We start from the raw sequence: 18,692 nt of genomic DNA on the forward strand, positions 1-18,692 counted from the left end.
TGACACCGCCGCCCAGTAAGTCATACTTGACCAGCACTAGTAAGTCTTACTCGACAGGAGCATCCCCATGCCGAACCTCGACCGCCTCCCCACCGCCGAAGACGGCCTGGAGGGGATCATGAAGCTCGTCGACCTGTTCGGCGAGGAAGAGGTCTTCCGCTTCATCGGCTACGTCCGCGACCACAAGGGCACCATCACCGCCGTCAGCGAAGCCCGGCAGCGACTCGCCGCGAGCATGCTGCACGACCTGATGAAGGAGAACCAGGCCCTCGACTACGAGCAAGCCCGCCGCGAACTGGCGAAGAAGCTCGGCTACAAGCCGGACACACGAACCAACCTCTACAAGCTCATCGAGGCTGGCGAGGACCTCCTCACCACCGGGCCTGGGCGGGCCGGCGAACGTGCGGCGTTGAAGTACCTCGAATCGACCGGGGAACTCTGATGCGCGGACGCGGCCTCCGAGCCGCCGCCGCGATCGGCTTCCTGATCGCGATCCCCGAGTTCCGGAGCGTCGAAGGCTTTGTCTTCATCGTCGGCATCACCGCCGCGATCCTGTTCGCCGCCGCGGTGCGGACATCGCGTCGCCGCTGACCGCAACCTCCACAGGCAGGAGCCATTATTCCCTATCGACCTGGCTGCTGAGCTGGGCATGTACAGCTAAGCCGGACGGAACGGCCTTATGCGCCGGAGCCGTTGCGGAGCTGGCCTGGCGGTCAGATTCCCTCGGTCTTAAGGCGGCCACCGGCGTACGGCTGGGCTGGCCGCTGGAAGCAGGCGCCGGACACGCGGGATTCCACCGTCCGGACGTGCCGGAAGCCTTGCCGCAGGTAGTAGTCGTGCAGCCGGTGGTTTGTGGTCCAGGCGTCCAGCCGCAGCCATGTCAGCCCGGCGTCGTAGGCGCGGCCGCCGGCCCAGTCCAGCATCTCGCCGCCCAGGTTCTGGCCGGCGTGGCGCAGCGGGATCATCATCTTCGCCGCGTACAGGGCGTCGGCCGGGTCGTCCTCCGGGTACCAGAGCGCTTCCGGATCCCGGTCCGGTTTCCACAGCCCGTCCACGTCCACGTACGCGGTCAAGGTGATCGTGGCGATCGGGTCGTCGCCGTCCCAGACCAGCCACGTCTGCCCTGCCGAGACTGTCGACGCCACGGCGGAGCGCGGCAGCGGGATCGACCACTGCTCCTCGCCCCGGGCGGCGAGCCAAGCGACGCGCTCGCGCCGCCAGCTCATGATGACGTCGACGTCGCTCAGCCGGGCAGGCGTGATGATCATTCTGGCGATTCCTCCGGCCGGAACGTGGCGATGACGCTGGCGTCGCCGTGGGTACTGACGATCCGGTTCCGATCGCCAGCGAAGACGTTGATGGACACCCGAACCGGCCGCTGCTCGGTGTAGCCGGTGCGGATGTACTGCAGGACCGTCGTGCCGGGCTGCAACCCGAGCAGCGCCGCTTCCTCGGGCGTTGGCATGCGGGAGACGTACTCGTCGTAGTAGCCGGTCTGCGAGTAGCCGCGCTCGGCGAGCAGACGGGTGGTGCCCTGCGGGATGTCCTTCGGCGACAGCAGTTCCTGCACCTCGTTGGCCAGGTCCATCGGGTAGTAGGTGTCCTGCACGGAGGATGGGTGACCGTTGATGTAGCGGACGCATCGGCGCAGCACGGCCGACGATTCGGGGTCGACGTGCAGGCGCTCTGCCAGCTCCGCGGGTAGCACCTCGATTGTGAGCCGGAAGTCCTGCGATGCCTCGTAGCCCTGGCGCACGACCTCGGAACGCCAGGCGTCGGTCTCGGCCGTCGGGCCGGGCATCTCCGCGCGGTGGGCGTGGAAGGTCAAGGTGACCTTCTTGCGGATCACCATGCCTCCGCTGCGGCCTGGCACGGACTCGACCAGGCCCTCGTTGACAAGCAGCGCGGTGGCGTCACGAACGGTGTTGCGGGAGACGCGGTACTGCTCTTGGAGCTGCGGTTCGGTCGGAAGCCGGTCGCCGACGCGCAGAGCGCCCGAGACGATCTGCTCCCGGAGTTCGGCGGCGATCTGACGGTACTTCGGCTGCTGGGCCACGCCCACACCCTCTCTCATGTCGTACCTACCAATCTATCGGCATGGCCTTGACTGTGTCGCAGTCCACTGCAATGGTTGGTATGAATCCAACGTTACGCACGGTTGGGTGATGATCACCAGGGGAGTGATAATGAGCCTTCAGGACGGCGAGGCCGCGCGGGAAATGGAGCGCGTCAACCGCGCTCTGGACGCCGTCCGCACTCACCTGGCCGCCCTCGACCGAGCTGCCGACGTTCGTGAGCTGCGCGAGAAGCAAACCAACTCGCCACTGCTCACCCTTGTCGAGCAGGCGCGAGAGTCGGCCGCCCGAGTGACGCAACACCTGCGGAAGCAGTCCCGCGTATGAGCCGGGTGCAGGGCCCGCCCTGGTCCCCCAGCACGGGCGGTCCCTGCACCCACCAAACCGGGAGCGCGGTCGGTGCCGGGGAGGGCCCGGCCGCGCTCCCTGCAGCCAGAGGCGGTGGCGATGAGGCGCAAGTGGTTCTTGCCGGCCGACGACAACGGGCCGTTCACGCCGCACGGGATCGAGCCCCAGGCAGCCACCACGCAGTACCCAACCCGCAGCGGCTGCTACCCCGTCGACCCCCAAGGCGCGTCCGCCGACATGGTCGCCGCAGCGAACCGCGCCTTCTGGGCAGCACTCGAACGCACACCCGCACCGACCCGGCCGTCGCGCCGTACACGGCACCGTCGACGGCAGCGGCCTCCCCGGTGACGGGCACCGAGGAAAGCATCCGCCCCGGCGACCTGTTCGACGCCGCCCGCCGGACCGCGCTCCAGCACGCGAGAGGCGGCTGCTTCCACTGCACCTGCGCCCAGAACACCTGGGCCCTGGAGGAACTGCGCCGCCATCCGGGCGGCCAGCAGGTCCTCGACGAGATCCGCCAGATCCGCACACGACCCAGTTGACTCCCGACCGAGGAAATCCACCGTGCCTACACCCTCTGGCGCAGCAAACGAGCCCACCGTGACAACGGCCGTCCAGTCGGCCGGCCGACACCATTACCCAGCACCAGCGCAGGGTGGCAGCGAGGTCACCCAGTACCGCCTGCGTGAGCCTCAGCGCGGACCCACGCTGCTCGCGGATGAGTTCTGGCTCATCTGCCACGACGACAGGGACGGCAAGCCGAGGCTCAACGACCTTGCGATCCGCTTCGGACTCGCGGCGGCCCTACTCGGCGAACTGGCCGTCGCCAGCAGAATCACGTTCGAGCGCGGGCATGTGATCGTGTACGACGCCACGCCCCCGGTGGACCCGCTCCAGCACTTCGCCCTGAACCTGCTGGTCAAGGAAGAGGCGACCCAGACCCGCGACTGGCTGATCTACTTCGCCGAGAGCGCGTACGGCCGGGTTGCGGAGCGGCTGCACCAGGCCCACCGGGTCACGCCCGAGGAGCGGCGACGTTTCCTCGGTGTGCTCGGCGCACCAACCACGCTGTGGAAGCCGGTCGACACCAACGATGCCGGGTGGTCGTGGCTGCGGCTGCATCGAGCCCTGCGCAACTTCGAGCCACTCGACAACTTCGACCTCGCGCTGGTCGGTTTCGCCGACGCGACCGGCCTCGCCAAGTTCATCGTCGACGGCTACCCGTCGGCCGGCCGGCACCTACAAGCACTACTCGAAGCCGCCCCGCCACCCATGCGGGACCTCCTCGACGAATTGAGCGCGGCGATCGGCGCCGCCGTGCTGGCGCCGTGACAGCTCCCCGCGCCGGACCAGCAGGCGCGGGCCAGCACCACCCCCCTCATCCCTCCCACCGAGAAGGAAATCTCGTGTCCTCAAAACCCCCAAGCCTCGTCGGTGAGGCCCTGGCCCGCGGCCGAATCGGCACCTTCGAACTCGTGATGTTCGCCGTCGCCGGCGCCGCGCCGCTCACCGTCATCGCCGGCGGCGCGACCACCGGCTGGGCCGTCACCGGCGTCAAGGGCATCCCCGTGGCCTACCTCGCGGTCGCGGCCGTCCTCGCCGTGTTCTCAATCGGCTTCGTCGCCATGAGCCGCCACATCGTCAACGCTGGCGCGTTCTACACCTACGTCTCGCACGGTCTCGGTAAACCACTCGGCGTGGCCGCCGCGTTCCTGGCCATCGGCGCCTACAACGCCATGCAGATCGGCCTGTACGGAGGTTTCGGGCCGATCGCCGAAGGCGACCTGGCCGCGCGTGGCATCGGCATCCCATGGTGGCTGTGCGCCTACGCGGCTCTGCTCGTGATCGGCGTGCTCGGCGTTCTGCGCATCGACCTGAACGGCAAGGTTCTCGGCGTTCTACTCCTCGCCGAGATCGTCGTCGCCGTGGTGTACGACGTGGTCATGGTGGCCAACCCGGCAGAAGAGACCGTCACCTTCGACACCCTCTTCCCGTCGAACCTGGTCCAGGCCGGCGTCGGCGCCGCTCTCGTCACTGCGTTTACGGGGTTCGTCGGATTCGAGTCGACGGTGGTCTACTCCGAGGAGACGAGGAACTCGCAACGCTCCGTCGCCCGTGCCACGTTCATCGCGGTGGCTCTCACCGGCCTTCTGTACGCGGCGTCGGCCTGGGCGATGTCGGTGGCCACCGGCCCGAACAACGTCGTCGGCGCGGCCACGGACCAGGGCACGGACCTGATGTTCAACCTGGTGTCCCCGCACGTGTTGTCCGTGGCGGTGAGCACCGGCCGCTTCTTGTTCCTGACCAGCATCTTCGCCGCGCTGCTGGCGTTCCACAACACCGTGGCCCGCTACTTCTTCGCCCTCGGCCGCGAGGGGGTACTGCCGAGAAAGCTCGGCCACACCGGCCGCCGCTCGGGGGCGCCGGTCGCCGGCTCGCTCACCCAGACCGTGCTCGCCGCCGCCGTGCTGGCCGGTTACGTGTGGTCCGGCGCCGATCCGATCGTGAACCTGTTCTTCTGGATCACCGTCACCGGCGGCCTCGGCGTCCTGGTCCTCATGACCCTCACCTCCTTCGCGGTCATGGTCTTCTTCGCCCGGCGGCAGGCACACGACCAGAGTCTCTGGCGTAGCTCGGTCGCACCTCTGCTGGCCGCCATCCTGCTGTCGGGGATCCTCGCCGTGACCATCATGGAGTTCGACACGCTGCTCGGCGTCGAACCGACCTCACCCCTGCGCTGGGCGTTCCCCGCCGGGTACGCCGTCCTCGCCGTGCTCGGCTTCGTGTGGGCGCTGTACCTGCGCTACCGGCGTCCCCTGGTCTACGAGGCCATCGGGCTTGGCGTCGAAGCCGCCTCCGCGACCCGGCGGGCCGAATCCGAGCGGGTGCCGGCATGACCGTAGGAGAGCCGATGTCACCAGCACAGCCGACGTCGATGACGATCCGCCGGGCAACCGGGGACGACGCGGTCCCGCTGCTGCGCGTGTTCGTGAACGCTTTCCTCGACGGCCCGGTCGCCGACTGGCTGATCGAGGACCGTACGGAGCGGGGCTTCGTCTACGAGCGCTACTTCCGGCTGATGCTGCGCGAGGCGTTCGCCGGCGGCTGGGTCGACACGACCGCCGACCTGAGCGGCGCGGCGATCTGGTACCGGCGGCCGGCCACCCCGGTTGACCCGCCGCCCGGGTACAAGGACGACATGGCGTACGCCACCGGCAGGCACCACACGCGGTTCGGCTGGCTGGCCGACCTGTTCGACAAGCGCCGTCCCCGCATCGAGCACCTCTACCTGGCATTCATCGCCGTCGCCCCGGAGCACCAGGGCAAGGGCGTCGGCACGGCGTTGCTGGCGCACGGCCACGCGCACATGGACGAGGTCGGGCTTCCCGGCTACCTCGAAGCGAGCAACGAGAACAACATGCGGCTGTACGAGCGGCTCGGGTGGCAACCGAGCCCGCCGATGTTCCTGCCGAAAGCCGGGCCGCCGTGCTGGCCGATGTGGCGCAGCCAGCCGGACTCCGCCGCGCCGGACGTCACCCCCTGACGTTCGGCCACGCATGAAGATCCTGCCGCCCGCTGGCGGCGGCAGGAATGAGGGCCCGGAAGCGTGACCGCTAGTTGCAGGGGGTGCGACTAGAAACCCGGCGTCACGCTTCCGGGCCCGGCCCGCCCGACCAGCCGGGACCTGCTTCCCGACATCGTTCGTGACCCACGTCAACCTCGGGAAGGCACTGATGAAAGCACTTCACATCGGCTATAGCTGCTGGGGGTTCCTCGGCGACGGCGTGATCAACACCCCCGACGGCTCACGTTCCTACCGCCGGCCCGTGCTCGACGAGCTGCAGGCCGCCGGGCATCGGGTCACCCTGCTGCAGCGCAACCGCGACCTGCACGAGGCCGGCGTTGACCTGCGCGACCAGTTCGCGTTCAGCGAGGAGTTCCCCGACGATCTCGACGTCCTGATGCTGGAGTGGCGGTGGCCGCTGCCCGGCCGCAACACCACCGCGTGTGACGCGCCAGGGCACACCTGTGACCTGCACCGGCAAACCGAGCTGCTCGGCGCCTACACCCACCGGGGCCTCCCGACGGTGATCTGGGACCTCGACCGGCAGCTTCCCGCCGACGCGCCGATCCGGCAGCGGCCGAACGTGCGCGTGTGCGAGTTCGCCACCCGCCCGAACCCCGGCGCCGTCACCGTCTTCTGCCCGGTCCCGGACGCCCAGCTCGACGCCATGGACCCGTACGCGCTGGCCCGTCTGCCCCGGCCCTTGTCGCTGGTGTACGTGGGCAACCAGTACGACCGCGACGACCACTTCGCGACGTTCTTCGCCCCGGCCGCCGCGCACCTCGGGCACGAGGTCGCCGGGAAGTGGACCCGTACCGAGCCGTGGCCGCACGTCAACTTCACCGGCCGGTGCGCGTTCCCCGACGTCGAGTGGCTCCACCGCGGTGCCCTCGCCACGGTGCTGCTCGCCCCGGAGCGCTACCGCACCGCCGGGCACATCACCCAGCGGATCTTCGAGGCGGTGCTCGCTGGCTGCATACCGCTGATGCCCGCCGACGTCGTCGACGGCGAACGGTTCGTCCCGGCAGGGCTCGTCGTCGCCGACGCCGCCGACGTCGTGGCCCGCGTCGAGATGCTCCAACGGATCTGTGGCACCGAAGCGCACGGCGACCTGCTGTGGCGCTGCCGACGCCGGCTCGACCAGATGCGCCTGTCCCGGCAGGTCGCTGTCCTCCAGCAGGTCATGGACGACCTGCTGGGCATCCCCGCAAGGTAGAGGAGTCACCCCGTGCTACAGCCACAACCGTTCACCCGCTTCCAACCGGCGTACGTATCCGTGCTCCGGCAGGTCCTCACCGGCCACCGCTACCAGACCTTCGGCCGGGGCAAGGACGCCCTGGAGATCATCAACTGCGGGTTCAGCCTCGCGGACCCGGTCGACCGGGTGCCCTACCTGGCCGCCAGGGGCATGAACCTGCCGTTCAACTTCGCCGAGGCGTTGTGGTACCTGACCGGACGCGACGACCTCGACATGATCGCCTACTACGCGCCGTCGCTGCGGAACCTCTCCCCGGACGGGGCCACGCTCACCGGCACCGCCTACGGGCCCCGACTGTTCCGCCCCAACGGCCCCGACGGGCGCAGCCAGTACGAGCGCGTGCTTCGGCTGCTGCGGGAGGAGTCGGACAGCAAACGCGCCGCCATGATCATCATGCAGCCGGATGAGCTGGCAGACCCGGCCAACCCGGACGTGGCCTGCACCCTGTCGCTGCAGTTCATGCTGCGCGAGGGCCAGTTGCACATGACCGCCTACATGCGCGGCAACGACGCCCTGATCGGCTTGCTCGGCGACACGTTCTCCTTCACCCTCATCCAGGAGTTCGCCGCACGTGAGCTTCGCGTCGCAGTCGGGCAGTACGCCCACTACGTCGGGTCGATGCACATCAACAAGCTCGACATCCCGAAGGTCACGGCGATCATCGACGAGGTCGGCATGTCCGGTCCCCGCACCAGCTTCCCGCCTGACGTGATGCCCCGCACCACCTGGGAGGAACTGCTGGAGGTGTGCGACTGGGAGCAGCGGCTGCGCCTCGACCAGGACCGGCTCACGCCCGAGCGGCTGCACGAGATCCCCCTGGACCCGTACTGGCGCAGGGTCCTCGCGCTGTTCGAGGTGTACCGGCAGATCAAGCACTCGCCGGACACGCCGGTATCCCGCGACAGTCTCGCGGAGCTGCACCCGGGCCACCGCTGGCTCGTCGCGGTCCGCTGGCCGTCGTACGTGCCCGCCACCGCCGAAGCGGTCGGTGCGTGATGAACGAGAAATTCATCGGCACCGAAACCCGTGTGATCTTCGATGCCCCTGACGATTTCGAAGGCGTCGACTGGACGCAGTGGACCGTCATCCTCCTCAAGCCCGACTGCGTCAGCAGAGGCATCACCGGCGAGGTCATGCAGTGGATTCGGCAGGTCGTCAACGTCGTCGACCTGCGCACCGTCTACCCGACCCAGGAGCAGGTCTTCGCCCACTACGACGACATGCTGCCCCTGTCCACGAAGATCGGCCGCAACGTCCCGGCGGAACTGAACCGCATCTTCGTCGGCAAGCACGCCGCCGTGGCGCTCGGCCACGGCGACCAGGCCGCCGAGCGGCTGCGCGCCATCGTCGGCCCCACTGACCCGGCCATCGCGCCGCTGACCACCCTGCGGGGCCGCTTCGCCGATGACTCGCTGGACAAGGCCATCGCCGAGGGACGACTCGTCAACAACGTCGTGCACACCTCCGACCACAGCGGCGTGGTCGAGCGGGACTTCAGGATCTGGTACGGCAAGGCGAACGCGCACCTGCTGCGCACGCCGGTGAGGAGCAGACGATGAACCGACCACTCACGGACCTGACCGGCGGGCGCCGGCAACTCACCCTGATGCCTGCCGAGCAGCAGGCCGCGCTCGACCCGTACATCGCCCAGTACATCGGCTACCGCAAGTCCGGGCTGTCCCTCAACCACATCGTCGGCTGCCCGCTGGACTGCGGCTACTGCGTACGGCACTTCTGGGGCAACTTCGACGACAAGACGCCGCACCTGCTCGTCACCACCGAGAAGGCGATCCAGGACCTGATCGACCACCCGCACTTCCGCCCGCACGTCACGCCGCTGCAGCTCTTCAACAAGGCCACCGACCCGATGCTGCCGGGCGTCAAGCCGCACCTCATGCAGGTCCTGCGCGCCCTCGACGCGCGCGGCTTCACCAACCACGTGCTGATCATCACCCGATTCAAGGTGACCGCGGCGGACATGGCCGCCCTGGAGGAACTGCAGCACCTGAAGGTCACGCTGCTGTTCACCTACTCGGGCATCCAGGACGACCGCGTCGAGCCGATCACGAAGTCCGCGATCACCATCAACTCGATCTACACGGCCATGGCCCACAAGAAGCGCACCGGCGTCGTGCTGTATTGGCGGCCGATCGTGCCGGGCTGGAACACCGACCCGGCCACCATCGCGCACGTGCTGGAGGTTGCCGGTGACGTCGACGCCGCGGTGTTCACCGGCTACTACCACAAGGAGGAGAACGCCCAGTACCTGCGCGCCCTGGGCGTCCCGGTGCCCTACGAGAACGACTTCGCCCGCCGCAAGACGCTGCCCGCCGAGATCGACGCCCTGGTCGTGAACGCCTGGCGGGACTCCGGGATCACCACCCCGCTGTTCCGCAAGACGAGCTGCGGTGTCGCGTTCGTGCACGGCACGGCGGACTACAACGGCCACTGGGGCGTCCGCGAGCTGTGCGACATCTGCCCCGAGGCGCAGAAGCAGCGGTGCAGAGACGACTACAGCGAGCCCACCCAGGACGACGTACGCGGCGCCATGCAGATGTTCGACTTCGACGCTCCGTTCCTCATCGAGCCGGGGCACGTCTGGACCCACGGCCTCAACGAGCAGCAGCGCTACGCCCTGCAGCACTCACTGCACCACCAGTTCTGGGACTCGAAGCAGCCGCACTTCCCAGGCGCGCACGGCCGGCAGCTTCTCGGCCACGACGTCGACCCGGCCGTCGCCGAGAACTTTGACAAGGTGCGTGCGGAACTGGTCGCGGCGGTTCAGTATGGGGATGACGACTAGTAGGGGAACAGCATGAACGGCAGCCCGGTCACCTGGACCAACGCGAACCTCGTCGCCGTCGATCTAGAAGGCTCTGGCGCGCAGGACCGTGACGACGAGGCCATCCTGGAGGTGGCGCTCGTACCCCTCGTGGCCGGGCTGCCTCATCTACCAGACAGCTTCGAAACCCTGATCAACCCGCAGAGGCCGATCGGCCGGCACCCATGGCTCTCACCCGGGCTCACCAACGCCGCCCTCAACCAGGCACCGACCATCAACGAGGTCGCGCAGCGCCTCACCGACATGATCAATGGCCGCTACCTCGTCGGTCACAACGTGGCTGTCGACTGGCGGCTGCTCAAGCGCCGAGTTCCCGACCTCGCGCCGGCTGGCCTCATCGACACCCTTCGGCTCGCCCGCGCGGTGGGCGCCTCCCGGCGAAGTCTCACCGTGCTCCTGGACGATCTGAGCCTCACCAGAGACATTCATGCCATCGTGCCGGGCGGCCAGCCGCACCGAGCGCTGTGGGATGCTACGGCCAGCGCGATTCTGCTCCCCGCGCTTGTCCAACGTCACTGGGGACGTACGCCGAGCGCCACCGAGTTGCTGGCCGCGGCCGGCATCCCCACGACCGACGCGACATCACAGCCAGCTCTGTTCTGAACGGCTTGCCGATCGAAGACGCTCTCGACCGCACGCCCCGGCAGTTCAACGATCACCTGCCGACGGCGAAGGGCCCGGAGGGGGTGAACCTCCGGGCCCATCGCTTCGCAGTACCGCTGACGCCGGGTCGGCTTACCCCACCGCCGCAACCAGCCAGGGCCAGTCAGCGTTGCGACCAGCCTCCATCAGCGACACGAGCCGAAACGCGTGGTCAGTCAGGCCACCAACGGTGTGCCTGGTGCCCGCGCCCGAGGCGTTCGCACCGACCTTGTAGCCGCCGATGTTCCAGGTGTAGACCGGCACGTCCTTCGGCACGATCTGGTCGATCGAGCGGTACCGGCCGCTGTTGTGCTGCTCGTCGGTAACGATCAGCACCCGGTCGTGGCGGTCGAAGTGCGCGGCAACCGCACCGAGCGTGTCGGTGTAGTTCTCCATGCGGAAGCGCCCCATCACATTGAGCAGCGCGTCACCGCGGCGGAAGCCCACCCGGTACGACGTGCCGCCGTACCCAGCCAGCGTGGCGCCGGCAGCGCGCAGGGCTACCGCCGAACCGAACAGAGTCGCCAGCTCCGCGTTGGTGACGTGCTCCCGCTCCTGCCTCGACGAGTACACGTGTCCAGGCCACATCGACGGCGACTGGTCGACGAGGACGAGAGTCCGGCCGGGCAGCGCCGGCACGTTGGCCAGCGACGCCTGCAACGCCTTCTCCAGGGCAGCACCCCACCGCAGCGACCCGACCGCCTTGTGCGCGCCGTAGAAGTTGAACGGGAACAGCCGCGACTTCGCCACCCGCGCCGGATCGGCCAGCCGCGCCGCGACCCGCTCAGCGACCTCTTCGGGCACGCCGACGTCGTCGAAGTTCCGAAGGTTCTTCAGCAACGCCCCGTACCCCATGATCGGGATGACGGCCGACCAAGCGTCGGCGTCCATCGGCCCGTGCAGCCAACCGGCGACCGCCTCCCAGGTCATGCCGGCCGCGCGCAGCCGCGCGACGCCGTCCGGCCCAGTGAGCACCGCACGCCGCTCGGCGACCGGCAGCGCGGTCAGCTCCGCCCGGGCACGCAGCATGGTCAGCTCGGCCGGGATCTCCGGCTGGCGGCCGCGCATGTCGGCGTGGGCGTACGCGAACAGCGCGCTCTTCCGCGCGACTTCGCCGGCGAGCCAGCTCTCCGCCGACCCGTCGAAGTCGGCCGGCGGCGTGAGCACGTCGCCGTACTCCCGGCGGCTCGGGTGGACCAGGTCGAGGATGCGCGCGAACCTGAAGCCCAATCCGTCGCGGTCGTACTTCGACAGGCTGTACTCGTCGTAGAGCCGGATGACGGCACGCGCGATGCCCTTCTTCATGCCCTTCGGGATGGCCGAGCCGTAGTTGCTCGTCCAGTAGCCGACCAGCTCGCCCGGCTCGTCGGCGCGCTGAAGCACGGCGTCGACCACCGTGGCGACGAGCTGGTCCGGGTCCGGCGTGCCGCGGCGCGCGGCGGTGAACTCGGCTGCGGCGACCAGCGGCGCCGTACGCAGGTTCCCGTCGCCACGCAGCCACCGCAGGAAGTCGGTCAGCCACGCCGGGTCGCTGAGGGCCAGGCCGCGAACGAGGGTGCAGAACCGGGCGACGCGGGCGTCGGCGCGCTCGTAGAAGGCGTCCTTCTTCACGTCGCGCAGGGCGACGCCGAGGAGGAACAGCTCCGAGCGCTCTTCGCGGACGTGGCCGGCGCGGCCGTGGGCGTTGGTGGCCGTGGCGGTCGTGGTGACCGGCGAGGTGACGGCCGGGCGGATACGGGTTCCGTTGAACTGCGACATTGGGCTCAACCCCTGATCTCGGGGGAGCGCAACTTCGACAGGTGTACCAGGCCGGTGGTCAAGGCGACGGCGGCGATTTTCTTATTCCAGTGCTCTGCCTCTGAGCTACGCCCCACTTACGCGGGGCGACAGGATTTGAACCTGCGACCTTTGGATTACCTTGAGAGAAGTATCCGCAGTCTGGGCACCGGCCCGGTACACGCTGTGAAGTTATGCCCCCCGGTGGTCAAAGTGACGGCGGTGTCTTTTCAGCATCAAGAGAAGTAACCGCAGTCGGGGCACCGGAAGGATGCACTGGTCACGCTAGCAGTGGAACTGCGACCGCGTCCAACCCGAATTCCGGGCCGCCCACGGGATCTGTTCCAGAAATGCAAACCCGCAGGTGGATAGCCTATCCGCTCCCCTATGGGAATAGCATCCCGCTCGCTATCCGCAGTGGATGGCAGTCGAGGCCGTGACCGGATTCGAACCGGCGTACGCGGTTTTGCAGACCGCTCCCTGACCACTCGGGCACACGACCAAGGCGCCCACGGAAGGACTCGAACCTCCGACAACCCAGCTCCGGAAGCTGGTGCTCTATCCGCTGAGCTACGCGGGCATTAGGGTGGGACGCTGCCGGCCTGGGGGATGGAGGAAGGCTGGGAAAGACTGCGACTGCCTCCCCGGGCCACCCCTGGCCAGCTCGCGTGCGGGTGGCGGGACTCGAACCCGCTGAGCGATCAACGCACCGGTTTTACAGACCGGCCCACCTCTCCATCGGTGGCGCACCCACTGGGGTGACTGGCCGGTACTGACCCGGCACCTCCGGGGCCACAACCCGGTGCTCTGCCATTGAGCTACAGCCACAACTACGGCCCGGAGGCCAGTACCCGCGCCGGGGATCGAACCCGGGGCCTGCGCCTTGTGAAAGCGCCGCTCTTCCGCTGAGCTACACGGGCAAGGCGGAGAAGGTGGGATTCGAACCCACGAGGGACGCTCACGCGCCCCTACGCCGCTTCCAACGGCGATCCCGTGTCCGCCGGCTTCTCCATTGCTCCCCCGCCTGGACTCGAACCAAGATCAGCCGGTTAACAGCCGGTCGCTCTGCCCTTGAGCTACGAGGGAATGGTCGCGCGTGCGGGACTCGAACCCGCTTCACCAGCTTGAAAGGCTAGGGGCCTACCCATAACCGAACGCGCGTCTGTGTGCCGCGAGCTGGGATCGAACCAGCGACCTACGCCTTGTCGAGGCGTTGCTCTCCCGCTGAGCTACCGCGGCGGGAGCGGGGGCGGGATTCGAACCACGCGATTTCCGGCTTATGAGGCCGGCGAGGACGACCGAACTCCTCTACCCCGCAAGTGCCGCCGAGAGGAATCGAACCTCCGCAATCCGGATTAAAAGTCCGGAGCCCGGCCATCAGGCGCCGGCGGCATCGTGCTGCGCCCCGCGCTGGACTCGAACCAGCGACACCCGCTTTAGGAGAGCGGTGCTCTATCCGCTGAGCTAGCGGGGCAAGTGGTACGCCGGGTGAGATTCGAACTCACGCCCTACGGATTAAGAGTCCGCAGCTCTGGCCTCTGAGCTACCGGCGCATGGCGGTGAGGGAGGGAGTCGAACCCCCAAGGCCTTGCGACCCTGTCCGCTTTCGAGGCGGCGCCCGTCACCTATCGGGTGGCCTCACCATGAGTCGGGCTGGCCGGATTCGAACCGACGACCTCCGCGTCCCGAACGCGGCGCGCTACCAAGCTGCGCTACAGCCCGAAAGTCAGGACTGCTGGAGTTGAACCAGCCCCTCCGGTCACATCAGACCGGTGCGCTCCCACGTGCGCTACGCCCCGTTGGTCGGGATGGCCGGGCTCGAACCGACGGCCTCTGCACCCCCAGTGCAGCGCGCTACCGACTGCGCCACATCCCGATACGTACCCCCGGCGCGATTCGAACGCGCGACCCCTGGATCCGTAGTCCAGTGCTCTATCCGCTGAGCCACGGGGGCATGGTGTCGCCGGGCGGGCTCGAACCGCCGACCTCTTCCTTATCAGGGAAGCGCTCCAACCTGCTGAGCTACGACGACCTGGCGGAGGGACCGGGATTCGAACCCGGGACGAGGTTGCCCCCGTACTGCCTTAGCAGGGCAGCGCCATAGACCGCTCATGCCACCCCTCCATGATCTTGCGCGCCGACGACGGGACTCGAACCCGCGATCCCCTCGCTGACAACGAGGTGCCTTTGCCGCTAGGCCACGCCGACTGGACCGACTGATTTACGGCGCCGCCGCTCACCTCGCGAGCCTCACGGTCGGCGCCTTGTCCTCGTGTACCCCCCGTACAGCCGGAGACGGGGCGAGGGACGTGGAATCGGGCGGAATCGAACCGCCGGCCTCTGCATTGCGAAAGCAGCGCTCTACCAACTGAGCTACGACCCCATGGTCTTGCTACGTGCGCTCGGGGGGAGTCGAACCCCCACGCCTCTCGGCACACGGGCCTGAACCGTGCGTGTCTACCTGAGTTCCACCACGAGCGCGTGGTGCCGACGCCCGGTGTCGATCCGGGGGCCTGCCGGTTATGAGCCGGCCGCTCTACCACCTGAGCTACGTCGGCAAGGGAGAGCCAACGTCCGGACTCGAACCGGATCCTCCCGCTTACGAGACGGGTGCACGGGCCTGTCGTGCTGCGCTGGCATGGAGCCGGCGGCCGGACTCGAACCGGGCTGCCTCCGAGTTACAAGGACGGTGCTCTGCCTGTTGAGCTACGCCGGCGTGGTGCCCTCGGGGCGATTCGAACGCGCCACCTGTCGGCCGCCTCACGACCGTGCCTCTACCGTTGGGCTACGAGGGCATTGCGCTCCCGGGCCAGGATTCGAACCCAGCTCTCCGCATCCAGAGTGCGGCGTCATACCGAATAGACCACCCGGGAAGGGTGGCCGGCGGGCCGCGGTCCCGCCGGCCGTGATCAGCGCTGCATCATGCTCGACCAGGAGGGAACCGTCGGCTGCCGGAGCAGCTGCATGCCCGCCTCGGCGGGGGTGAGGTTCGCCTTGCGCTGGTTGCACGCGTAGCACGCGCTGATCGTGTTCTGCCACGTGTTCCGCCCGCCGCGGGAGCGGGGAAGGATGTGGTCGACCGTGGTCGCCGGCGCGGGGCAGTAGCCGCAGCGGCGGTCGTCGCGGCGCAGGACGCCGCCCTTGCTCCAGGCGGGCCCGTGGGTGTAGCGCCAGCGGGTGACGACGTACCGGACGAGCCGCAGTACGCGGGGCATCGGGAAGATGCCGAGGTGTCGGTCGGGCTCGGCTTCGTGGATCTCGGCGACCTGGCGCATGAGCATCCGGATCGCGTGTTTGATCGGGACCCGGTGCAGCGGTCCCAGGTCGGCGTTGAGGACGAGAACGGCGTCCACCGGGCCCTCCCTTCTTGTCGAGGCTGGTGGTCGTGAGAGCGGACGACGGGGATCGAACCCGCGACCTGCACCTTGGCAAGGTGCCGCGCTACCAACTGCGCTACGTCCGCATGGAGCCGTCGGCCGGGATCGAACCGGCGACCTGCGCCCTACCATGGCGCTGCTCTGCCAACTGAGCTACGACGGCAAGGTGCGCTCGGAGGGAGTCGAACCCTCACGCCCTGGCGGGCACCGGGGTTTGAATCCGGCGTGACTTCCAGTTCCACCACGAGCGCGTGTGGCTCCGGGTGCAGGAATCGAACCTGCGTCTGTGCCGGGGGCCAAAACCCCGTCGAGCCTGCCAGCAGCCCAACCCGGAATGACGAGCGGTACCGGGGAATTGAACCCCGATCCTCACCTTGGAAGGGTGCAGCTCTGCCGTTGAGCTAGTACCGCAGGTTGTTGCGTCGGCCGTACGGGGATCGAACCCGTGATTTCCTGGTTGAGGGCCAGGTGAGCGTTCCACTGCTCCGACGGCCGTTGTCTGAATGGCCGGACGGGATTCGAACCCGCATCATCGCCTTCAACGGCGGGGCTCTGCCAATTGAGCTACCGACCGGAAGCGTCCTCCTGCTCGGCGTGCCGTCGGAAGTCCGGCGTGCCGAGCTGGCGCGTCGGTCGTCTCGGTCCGGGCTTCCGTTCCCGGCTTCGGCGGCCTCGGCGGTCTTCCCTTGCGTGCCCTCCCCCCGACTTGAACGGAGTCCTCGGGGTCTTCACTCCCGTGCGCTGCCAGTTACGCCAGGAGGGCATCGGTACGTGGAGAAGAGGGGACTCGAACCCCTGGCCTCCGCCCTGCCGAGGCGGCGCTCTCCCATCTGAGCTACATCCCCATGGTCCGGGACCGGGGTGTCGAACCCCGTGTCTCTCGCTCCCAAAGCGAGCGGGTCAGCCGTCTCCCTCGTCCCGGAGGTGATGCCCCCGGCCAGCCCGTGTAGGCGCTGGCCGGGGGTATTTCTATGCCATCCACTGTGGAGTTGAGAATCAACAACGCCGCCGACCGCAGTCGGGACGAAAAGCAGGGGCGACAGGGCTCGAACCTGCAACCTTCGGTTTTGGAGACCGGTGCTCTACCAGTTGAGCTACGCCCCTATGAAGTTGTTCGAGTAACGAAAAAGCCGCCCTATCCCGGCGGGGTGGGCGGCTTCGCGTATGCGTATGCGCTATTCGCGCCGCCACCCCGGCTTCCAGTTCTGCTCGCTCGTGCAGAGGTCGTGGGCTCGCCCGGTCGAGGGCAGCACGACACCGCCGCGCGGCATGAACCGCGTGGATTCGGTGGAGGCGTACTGCAACACGGGGAACTCCTTGGGTCGGCCGGGTTGACCTTGTTCATTCAAGGTAAGCGCTGTGCGGCCGGGATGGCAACGGATATTCCGAGGCACATTCATGTGATTTCCGTCGAACCTACAATGAGTCACGGTCGGCGGACAGGCGCTTGAGCATTCCGGCCGTCGCGGTGATCAACATTTGGCCGTCCTCCCGCGTGTACTCGAAGTCCCTCGTCACGGCATCGTTGTGGCTGGCACCGCTCATCGTCGAGAAGAGGTCCTCGACCATGCACGCCCACCTCTCGGAGAGGGTCCGCTGTCGCGGGCTCTTCTTGACGGCCTCGGCGAACACCTTCTGCGTGCCGTACGCCTCACGGACCTGTTCCAACGCCTTGCGCGCCTGACCGACGGCAGAGGAAATGTTGCCCTCCCGCAGCAGATCACGCGCGTCCCGCAGCAGCTCCACCGCGTCGGCATAGTCAGCGCCGCTGACCATCGGCACCAACAGCTCGATGTAGGTGCCGCCCTCGACGCCCTCCAGGTTGTCGGCCCACTCGCCGCCCCCGATGTCAAAGGACAACTCCCCGGTCGGCTGCGCGAACCTGGCTGGCTTGCCCTCGTCCTGAAGAACCTGAAGTACCTGCAGGGCCAGGATCAGCCAGATCCGCTTGCCCGCGCGCTCTTCCTCGATCACCCGGAGCTGGTGGTCGCTGATGAAGCCGCGCATCTGGAACGCCCCCTGCTGAAGGATCGCGGTTACCAGGTGCTCGCTGTCCATCCGGCACACGTAGCGGCGGTCCTGCGAGGCGTTGCGGGTGCTCATGTACAGCGTCGCTGACAGCCGAAGGCGCTCGTCGAGGGGCTTTACCGGCCAGCCCTTTGTCTGTGGAAAGTCCGAGGGCGGCGGGCCCGCCTGCCGGTAGATGGTCAGGCTGAGATCGATCTGCGCACCGCCGATGCCAGGCGACATCCGAAGTGCGTGCCGCCCGGCGTCGATGTGCAGCATGGACTGGTCGTTGAGCGTGATGGCGGCTGTCATGGACTCACCATTCTCGGTCGTCGCGATGGCGCTGTGCCCGGACACCCTAGGCGACCTGTGCCAGAGGCGAGAGCGTTACCAAGGGTGTGTCTTGAGCAGGCCTGCCAAAGGCGGTGGGTCAACCTGCATGCGGATCCGGACCGTGCCCGCGAAGGTCCGGCTTGCCGCCGATCTTCTCGACTCGGCGCAGCATCCAATGTGCGGTCGCGTCGTCTACGAAGCCACCCTGCGGTCGGCAGCCCCACGGGCAGGCCATTTGCTCAACCAGGCCGTACAACCGACAGATCAGCGGCCGGGCATCGTACACGGTGCACCGGTTGAACTGGGACAACGCAGGACAGGGCATGTCCAGCGGGGCGATGTCAACGCCGCGCTCACGGATGCGCTGGCGCTCCGCTGCCGACATGACGATCGCGTTGCAGGAAGCCGAGCACAGGCCTTGGCACTCGATCTCCGGCAGCTCGGCATAGATCTGCTCCAACTCGGCCAC

19 protein-coding genes and 37 tRNA genes are annotated in these 18,692 nt (G+C 68.1%); 12 read left to right on the forward strand and 44 right to left on the reverse strand.

The annotated features are described in order from the left end of the window. Positions 1–67 precede the first annotated feature (67 nt). Together ABD52_RS11035 and ABD52_RS39760 are read left to right on the forward strand one after the other, a co-directional pair. On the forward strand, positions 68–442 hold the full coding sequence (locus ABD52_RS11035) for a hypothetical protein (RefSeq protein ID WP_047891737.1): 375 nt from the start codon (positions 68–70) through the stop codon (positions 440–442). Beyond that, on the forward strand, positions 442–591 hold the full coding sequence (locus ABD52_RS39760) for a hypothetical protein (RefSeq protein WP_161801619.1): 150 nt from the start codon (positions 442–444) through the stop codon (positions 589–591). The genes ABD52_RS11035 and ABD52_RS39760 overlap by 1 nt, the downstream gene beginning before the upstream one ends. 122 nt (positions 592–713) lie before the next feature. Here ABD52_RS39760 and ABD52_RS11040 read toward each other — a convergent pair whose 3' ends face one another. Continuing rightward, entirely contained in the window at positions 714–1,268 is a 555-nt protein-coding gene (locus tag ABD52_RS11040) for a GNAT family N-acetyltransferase (RefSeq protein WP_047891738.1), read from the reverse strand. Further along, on the reverse strand, positions 1,265–2,074 hold the full coding sequence (locus ABD52_RS11045) for a GntR family transcriptional regulator (RefSeq protein ID WP_047891739.1): 810 nt from the start codon (positions 2,072–2,074) through the stop codon (positions 1,265–1,267). Before ABD52_RS11045 ends, ABD52_RS11040 begins: the two co-directional genes overlap by 4 nt. Before the next feature lie 112 nt (positions 2,075–2,186). On the opposite strand from ABD52_RS11045, the gene ABD52_RS11050 reads away from it, so the two are divergent. The 10 genes from ABD52_RS11050 to ABD52_RS37815 all read left to right on the forward strand — a co-directional run bounded on the left by ABD52_RS11050 (position 2,187) and on the right by ABD52_RS37815 (position 10,691). After that, the gene (locus tag ABD52_RS11050; RefSeq protein WP_152748230.1) at positions 2,187–2,402 is read left to right on the forward strand and encodes a hypothetical protein; all 216 of its coding nucleotides are present in this window, start codon (positions 2,187–2,189) and stop codon (positions 2,400–2,402) included. A 365-nt stretch (positions 2,403–2,767) separates the two neighbouring features. Then, positions 2,768–2,965, forward strand: a complete 198-nt coding sequence (locus tag ABD52_RS11055) for a hypothetical protein (protein ID WP_047891741.1) — start codon at positions 2,768–2,770, stop codon at positions 2,963–2,965. A 58-nt stretch (positions 2,966–3,023) separates the two neighbouring features. Beyond that, on the forward strand, positions 3,024–3,755 hold the full coding sequence (locus ABD52_RS11060) for a GPP34 family phosphoprotein (protein WP_053065360.1): 732 nt from the start codon (positions 3,024–3,026) through the stop codon (positions 3,753–3,755). Between the two features lie 146 nt (positions 3,756–3,901). Next, on the forward strand, positions 3,902–5,320 hold the full coding sequence (locus ABD52_RS11065) for an APC family permease (RefSeq protein ID WP_082171274.1): 1,419 nt from the start codon (positions 3,902–3,904) through the stop codon (positions 5,318–5,320). Positions 5,321–5,334: 14 nt separating this feature from the next. Continuing rightward, positions 5,335–5,967, forward strand: a complete 633-nt coding sequence (locus ABD52_RS11070; RefSeq protein ID WP_161801620.1) for a GNAT family N-acetyltransferase — start codon at positions 5,335–5,337, stop codon at positions 5,965–5,967. Positions 5,968–6,157: 190 nt separating this feature from the next. Beyond that, the gene (locus tag ABD52_RS11075) at positions 6,158–7,204 is read left to right on the forward strand and encodes a hypothetical protein (protein ID WP_047891782.1); all 1,047 of its coding nucleotides are present in this window, start codon (positions 6,158–6,160) and stop codon (positions 7,202–7,204) included. A 12-nt stretch (positions 7,205–7,216) separates the two neighbouring features. Then, entirely contained in the window at positions 7,217–8,242 is a 1,026-nt protein-coding gene (locus ABD52_RS11080; RefSeq protein WP_047891743.1) for a thymidylate synthase, read from the forward strand. Continuing rightward, positions 8,242–8,805: a nucleoside-diphosphate kinase gene (locus tag ABD52_RS11085; protein ID WP_082171270.1), complete on the forward strand. Its 564-nt coding sequence runs from the start codon at positions 8,242–8,244 to the stop codon at positions 8,803–8,805. The genes ABD52_RS11080 and ABD52_RS11085 overlap by 1 nt, the downstream gene beginning before the upstream one ends. After that, complete coding sequence (locus ABD52_RS11090; protein ID WP_047891744.1) at positions 8,802–10,049, forward strand: hypothetical protein; 1,248 nt, start codon at positions 8,802–8,804, stop codon at positions 10,047–10,049. The genes ABD52_RS11085 and ABD52_RS11090 overlap by 4 nt, the downstream gene beginning before the upstream one ends. Positions 10,050–10,061: 12 nt before the next feature. After that, complete coding sequence (locus ABD52_RS37815) at positions 10,062–10,691, forward strand: 3'-5' exonuclease (RefSeq protein WP_047891745.1); 630 nt, start codon at positions 10,062–10,064, stop codon at positions 10,689–10,691. A 132-nt stretch (positions 10,692–10,823) separates the two neighbouring features. Here the strand turns inward: ABD52_RS37815 and ABD52_RS11100 are convergent, their stop codons facing one another. The 42 genes from ABD52_RS11100 to ABD52_RS11280 form a co-directional block, all read right to left on the reverse strand. Continuing rightward, on the reverse strand, positions 10,824–12,488 hold the full coding sequence (locus ABD52_RS11100; protein ID WP_047891746.1) for a TROVE domain-containing protein: 1,665 nt from the start codon (positions 12,486–12,488) through the stop codon (positions 10,824–10,826). 449 nt (positions 12,489–12,937) lie between these two features. After that, a tRNA-Cys gene (locus ABD52_RS11105) sits at positions 12,938–13,008 on the reverse strand. 4 nt (positions 13,009–13,012) lie between these two features. After that, positions 13,013–13,086 (reverse strand) — tRNA-Arg (locus ABD52_RS11110). An 89-nt stretch (positions 13,087–13,175) separates the two neighbouring features. Continuing rightward, positions 13,176–13,260 (reverse strand) — tRNA-Tyr (locus ABD52_RS39015). Continuing rightward, a tRNA-His gene (locus tag ABD52_RS11115) sits at positions 13,261–13,334 on the reverse strand. It abuts the tRNA gene before it with no gap. 20 nt (positions 13,335–13,354) lie between these two features. Next, positions 13,355–13,426, reverse strand: a tRNA-Val gene (locus ABD52_RS11120). A 95-nt stretch (positions 13,427–13,521) separates the two neighbouring features. Next, a tRNA-Asn gene (locus ABD52_RS11125) sits at positions 13,522–13,592 on the reverse strand. A 1-nt stretch (position 13,593) separates the two neighbouring features. After that, positions 13,594–13,667 (reverse strand) — tRNA-Glu (locus tag ABD52_RS11130). Positions 13,668–13,673: 6 nt separating this feature from the next. After that, positions 13,674–13,745: transfer RNA gene (locus ABD52_RS11135), tRNA-Val, on the reverse strand. A gap of 2 nt (positions 13,746–13,747) precedes the next feature. Continuing rightward, a tRNA-Met gene (locus tag ABD52_RS11140) sits at positions 13,748–13,824 on the reverse strand. A gap of 2 nt (positions 13,825–13,826) precedes the next feature. After that, a tRNA-Lys gene (locus ABD52_RS11145) sits at positions 13,827–13,898 on the reverse strand. A gap of 9 nt (positions 13,899–13,907) precedes the next feature. Then, positions 13,908–13,980, reverse strand: a tRNA-Arg gene (locus ABD52_RS11150). A 3-nt stretch (positions 13,981–13,983) separates the two neighbouring features. After that, positions 13,984–14,059 (reverse strand) — tRNA-Lys (locus ABD52_RS11155). A gap of 1 nt (position 14,060) precedes the next feature. Further along, positions 14,061–14,149, reverse strand: a tRNA-Ser gene (locus ABD52_RS39020). A 5-nt stretch (positions 14,150–14,154) separates the two neighbouring features. Continuing rightward, positions 14,155–14,228, reverse strand: a tRNA-Pro gene (locus ABD52_RS11160). A gap of 4 nt (positions 14,229–14,232) precedes the next feature. Next, a tRNA-Ile gene (locus tag ABD52_RS11165) sits at positions 14,233–14,305 on the reverse strand. Position 14,306: 1 nt separating this feature from the next. Further along, positions 14,307–14,382, reverse strand: a tRNA-Pro gene (locus tag ABD52_RS11170). 5 nt (positions 14,383–14,387) lie between these two features. After that, positions 14,388–14,460, reverse strand: a tRNA-Arg gene (locus ABD52_RS11175). 1 nt (position 14,461) lies between these two features. Further along, positions 14,462–14,538, reverse strand: a tRNA-Ile gene (locus ABD52_RS11180). A 1-nt stretch (position 14,539) separates the two neighbouring features. Beyond that, positions 14,540–14,630 (reverse strand) — tRNA-Ser (locus ABD52_RS11185). 11 nt (positions 14,631–14,641) lie between these two features. After that, a tRNA-Asp gene (locus ABD52_RS11190) sits at positions 14,642–14,714 on the reverse strand. Positions 14,715–14,816: 102 nt separating this feature from the next. Then, positions 14,817–14,889: transfer RNA gene (locus tag ABD52_RS11195), tRNA-Ala, on the reverse strand. Positions 14,890–14,903: 14 nt separating this feature from the next. Beyond that, positions 14,904–14,987: transfer RNA gene (locus tag ABD52_RS11200), tRNA-Leu, on the reverse strand. A gap of 1 nt (position 14,988) precedes the next feature. Beyond that, a tRNA-Met gene (locus ABD52_RS11205) sits at positions 14,989–15,064 on the reverse strand. 7 nt (positions 15,065–15,071) lie between these two features. Next, positions 15,072–15,144: transfer RNA gene (locus tag ABD52_RS39025), tRNA-Thr, on the reverse strand. Between the two features lies 1 nt (position 15,145). Then, a tRNA-Thr gene (locus ABD52_RS11210) sits at positions 15,146–15,222 on the reverse strand. A gap of 1 nt (position 15,223) precedes the next feature. Then, positions 15,224–15,301, reverse strand: a tRNA-Leu gene (locus ABD52_RS11215). Positions 15,302–15,307: 6 nt separating this feature from the next. Continuing rightward, positions 15,308–15,379: transfer RNA gene (locus ABD52_RS11220), tRNA-Gln, on the reverse strand. A gap of 36 nt (positions 15,380–15,415) precedes the next feature. Then, a complete protein-coding gene (locus tag ABD52_RS11225; RefSeq protein WP_047891747.1) occupies positions 15,416–15,859 on the reverse strand; it encodes an HNH endonuclease in 444 nt (147 codons plus the stop codon). A gap of 37 nt (positions 15,860–15,896) precedes the next feature. Then, positions 15,897–15,969, reverse strand: a tRNA-Gly gene (locus ABD52_RS11230). Between the two features lies 1 nt (position 15,970). Beyond that, a tRNA-Thr gene (locus ABD52_RS11235) sits at positions 15,971–16,046 on the reverse strand. 4 nt (positions 16,047–16,050) lie between these two features. Further along, positions 16,051–16,134, reverse strand: a tRNA-Leu gene (locus ABD52_RS11240). A 3-nt stretch (positions 16,135–16,137) separates the two neighbouring features. After that, positions 16,138–16,217: transfer RNA gene (locus tag ABD52_RS11245), tRNA-Gln, on the reverse strand. A gap of 6 nt (positions 16,218–16,223) precedes the next feature. Next, a tRNA-Gly gene (locus ABD52_RS11250) sits at positions 16,224–16,294 on the reverse strand. Positions 16,295–16,305: 11 nt separating this feature from the next. Then, positions 16,306–16,378 (reverse strand) — tRNA-Glu (locus ABD52_RS11255). Positions 16,379–16,386: 8 nt separating this feature from the next. Further along, positions 16,387–16,457, reverse strand: a tRNA-OTHER gene (locus tag ABD52_RS11260). A 198-nt stretch (positions 16,458–16,655) separates the two neighbouring features. Beyond that, positions 16,656–16,728, reverse strand: a tRNA-Ala gene (locus tag ABD52_RS11265). A 1-nt stretch (position 16,729) separates the two neighbouring features. Beyond that, a tRNA-Pro gene (locus ABD52_RS39030) sits at positions 16,730–16,805 on the reverse strand. A 109-nt stretch (positions 16,806–16,914) separates the two neighbouring features. Next, positions 16,915–16,987, reverse strand: a tRNA-Trp gene (locus tag ABD52_RS11270). A 71-nt stretch (positions 16,988–17,058) separates the two neighbouring features. After that, positions 17,059–17,190 carry a hypothetical protein gene (locus ABD52_RS41395; protein ID WP_255352842.1) on the reverse strand — a complete coding sequence of 44 codons (132 nt, stop codon included), beginning with the start codon at positions 17,188–17,190 and terminating at the stop codon, positions 17,059–17,061. Positions 17,191–17,299: 109 nt separating this feature from the next. After that, the gene (locus ABD52_RS11275) at positions 17,300–18,202 is read right to left on the reverse strand and encodes a hypothetical protein (protein ID WP_152748231.1); all 903 of its coding nucleotides are present in this window, start codon (positions 18,200–18,202) and stop codon (positions 17,300–17,302) included. Positions 18,203–18,320: 118 nt separating this feature from the next. Then, positions 18,321–18,692: a YkgJ family cysteine cluster protein gene (locus ABD52_RS11280; protein ID WP_053065362.1), complete on the reverse strand. Its 372-nt coding sequence runs from the start codon at positions 18,690–18,692 to the stop codon at positions 18,321–18,323.

The sequence above is a fragment of the Micromonospora sp. RV43 genome (assembly GCF_001029515.1).
Lineage (GTDB): Bacteria > Actinomycetota > Actinomycetes > Mycobacteriales > Micromonosporaceae > Micromonospora > Micromonospora aurantiaca.

Bases quoted from the DNA above. Each gene is read 5' to 3' on its own strand.
- ABD52_RS11040 (WP_047891738.1), bottom strand. From the start codon at position 1,268: ATGATCATCACGCCTGCCCGGCTGAGCGACGTCGACGTCATCATGAGC.
- ABD52_RS11100 (WP_047891746.1), bottom strand. From the start codon at position 12,488: ATGTCGCAGTTCAACGGAACCCGTATCCGCCCGGCCGTCACCTCGCCG.
- ABD52_RS39760 (WP_161801619.1), top strand. From the start codon at position 442: ATGCGCGGACGCGGCCTCCGAGCCGCCGCCGCGATCGGCTTCCTGATC.
- ABD52_RS11045 (WP_047891739.1), bottom strand. From the start codon at position 2,074: ATGAGAGAGGGTGTGGGCGTGGCCCAGCAGCCGAAGTACCGTCAGATC.
- ABD52_RS11275 (WP_152748231.1), bottom strand. From the start codon at position 18,202: ATGACAGCCGCCATCACGCTCAACGACCAGTCCATGCTGCACATCGAC.
- ABD52_RS11035 (WP_047891737.1), top strand. From the start codon at position 68: ATGCCGAACCTCGACCGCCTCCCCACCGCCGAAGACGGCCTGGAGGGG.
- ABD52_RS11050 (WP_152748230.1), top strand. From the start codon at position 2,187: ATGAGCCTTCAGGACGGCGAGGCCGCGCGGGAAATGGAGCGCGTCAAC.
- ABD52_RS37815 (WP_047891745.1), top strand. From the start codon at position 10,062: ATGAACGGCAGCCCGGTCACCTGGACCAACGCGAACCTCGTCGCCGTC.
- ABD52_RS11070 (WP_161801620.1), top strand. From the start codon at position 5,335: ATGTCACCAGCACAGCCGACGTCGATGACGATCCGCCGGGCAACCGGG.
- ABD52_RS11085 (WP_082171270.1), top strand. From the start codon at position 8,242: ATGAACGAGAAATTCATCGGCACCGAAACCCGTGTGATCTTCGATGCC.
- ABD52_RS11065 (WP_082171274.1), top strand. From the start codon at position 3,902: ATGTTCGCCGTCGCCGGCGCCGCGCCGCTCACCGTCATCGCCGGCGGC.
- ABD52_RS11090 (WP_047891744.1), top strand. From the start codon at position 8,802: ATGAACCGACCACTCACGGACCTGACCGGCGGGCGCCGGCAACTCACC.
- ABD52_RS11075 (WP_047891782.1), top strand. From the start codon at position 6,158: ATGAAAGCACTTCACATCGGCTATAGCTGCTGGGGGTTCCTCGGCGAC.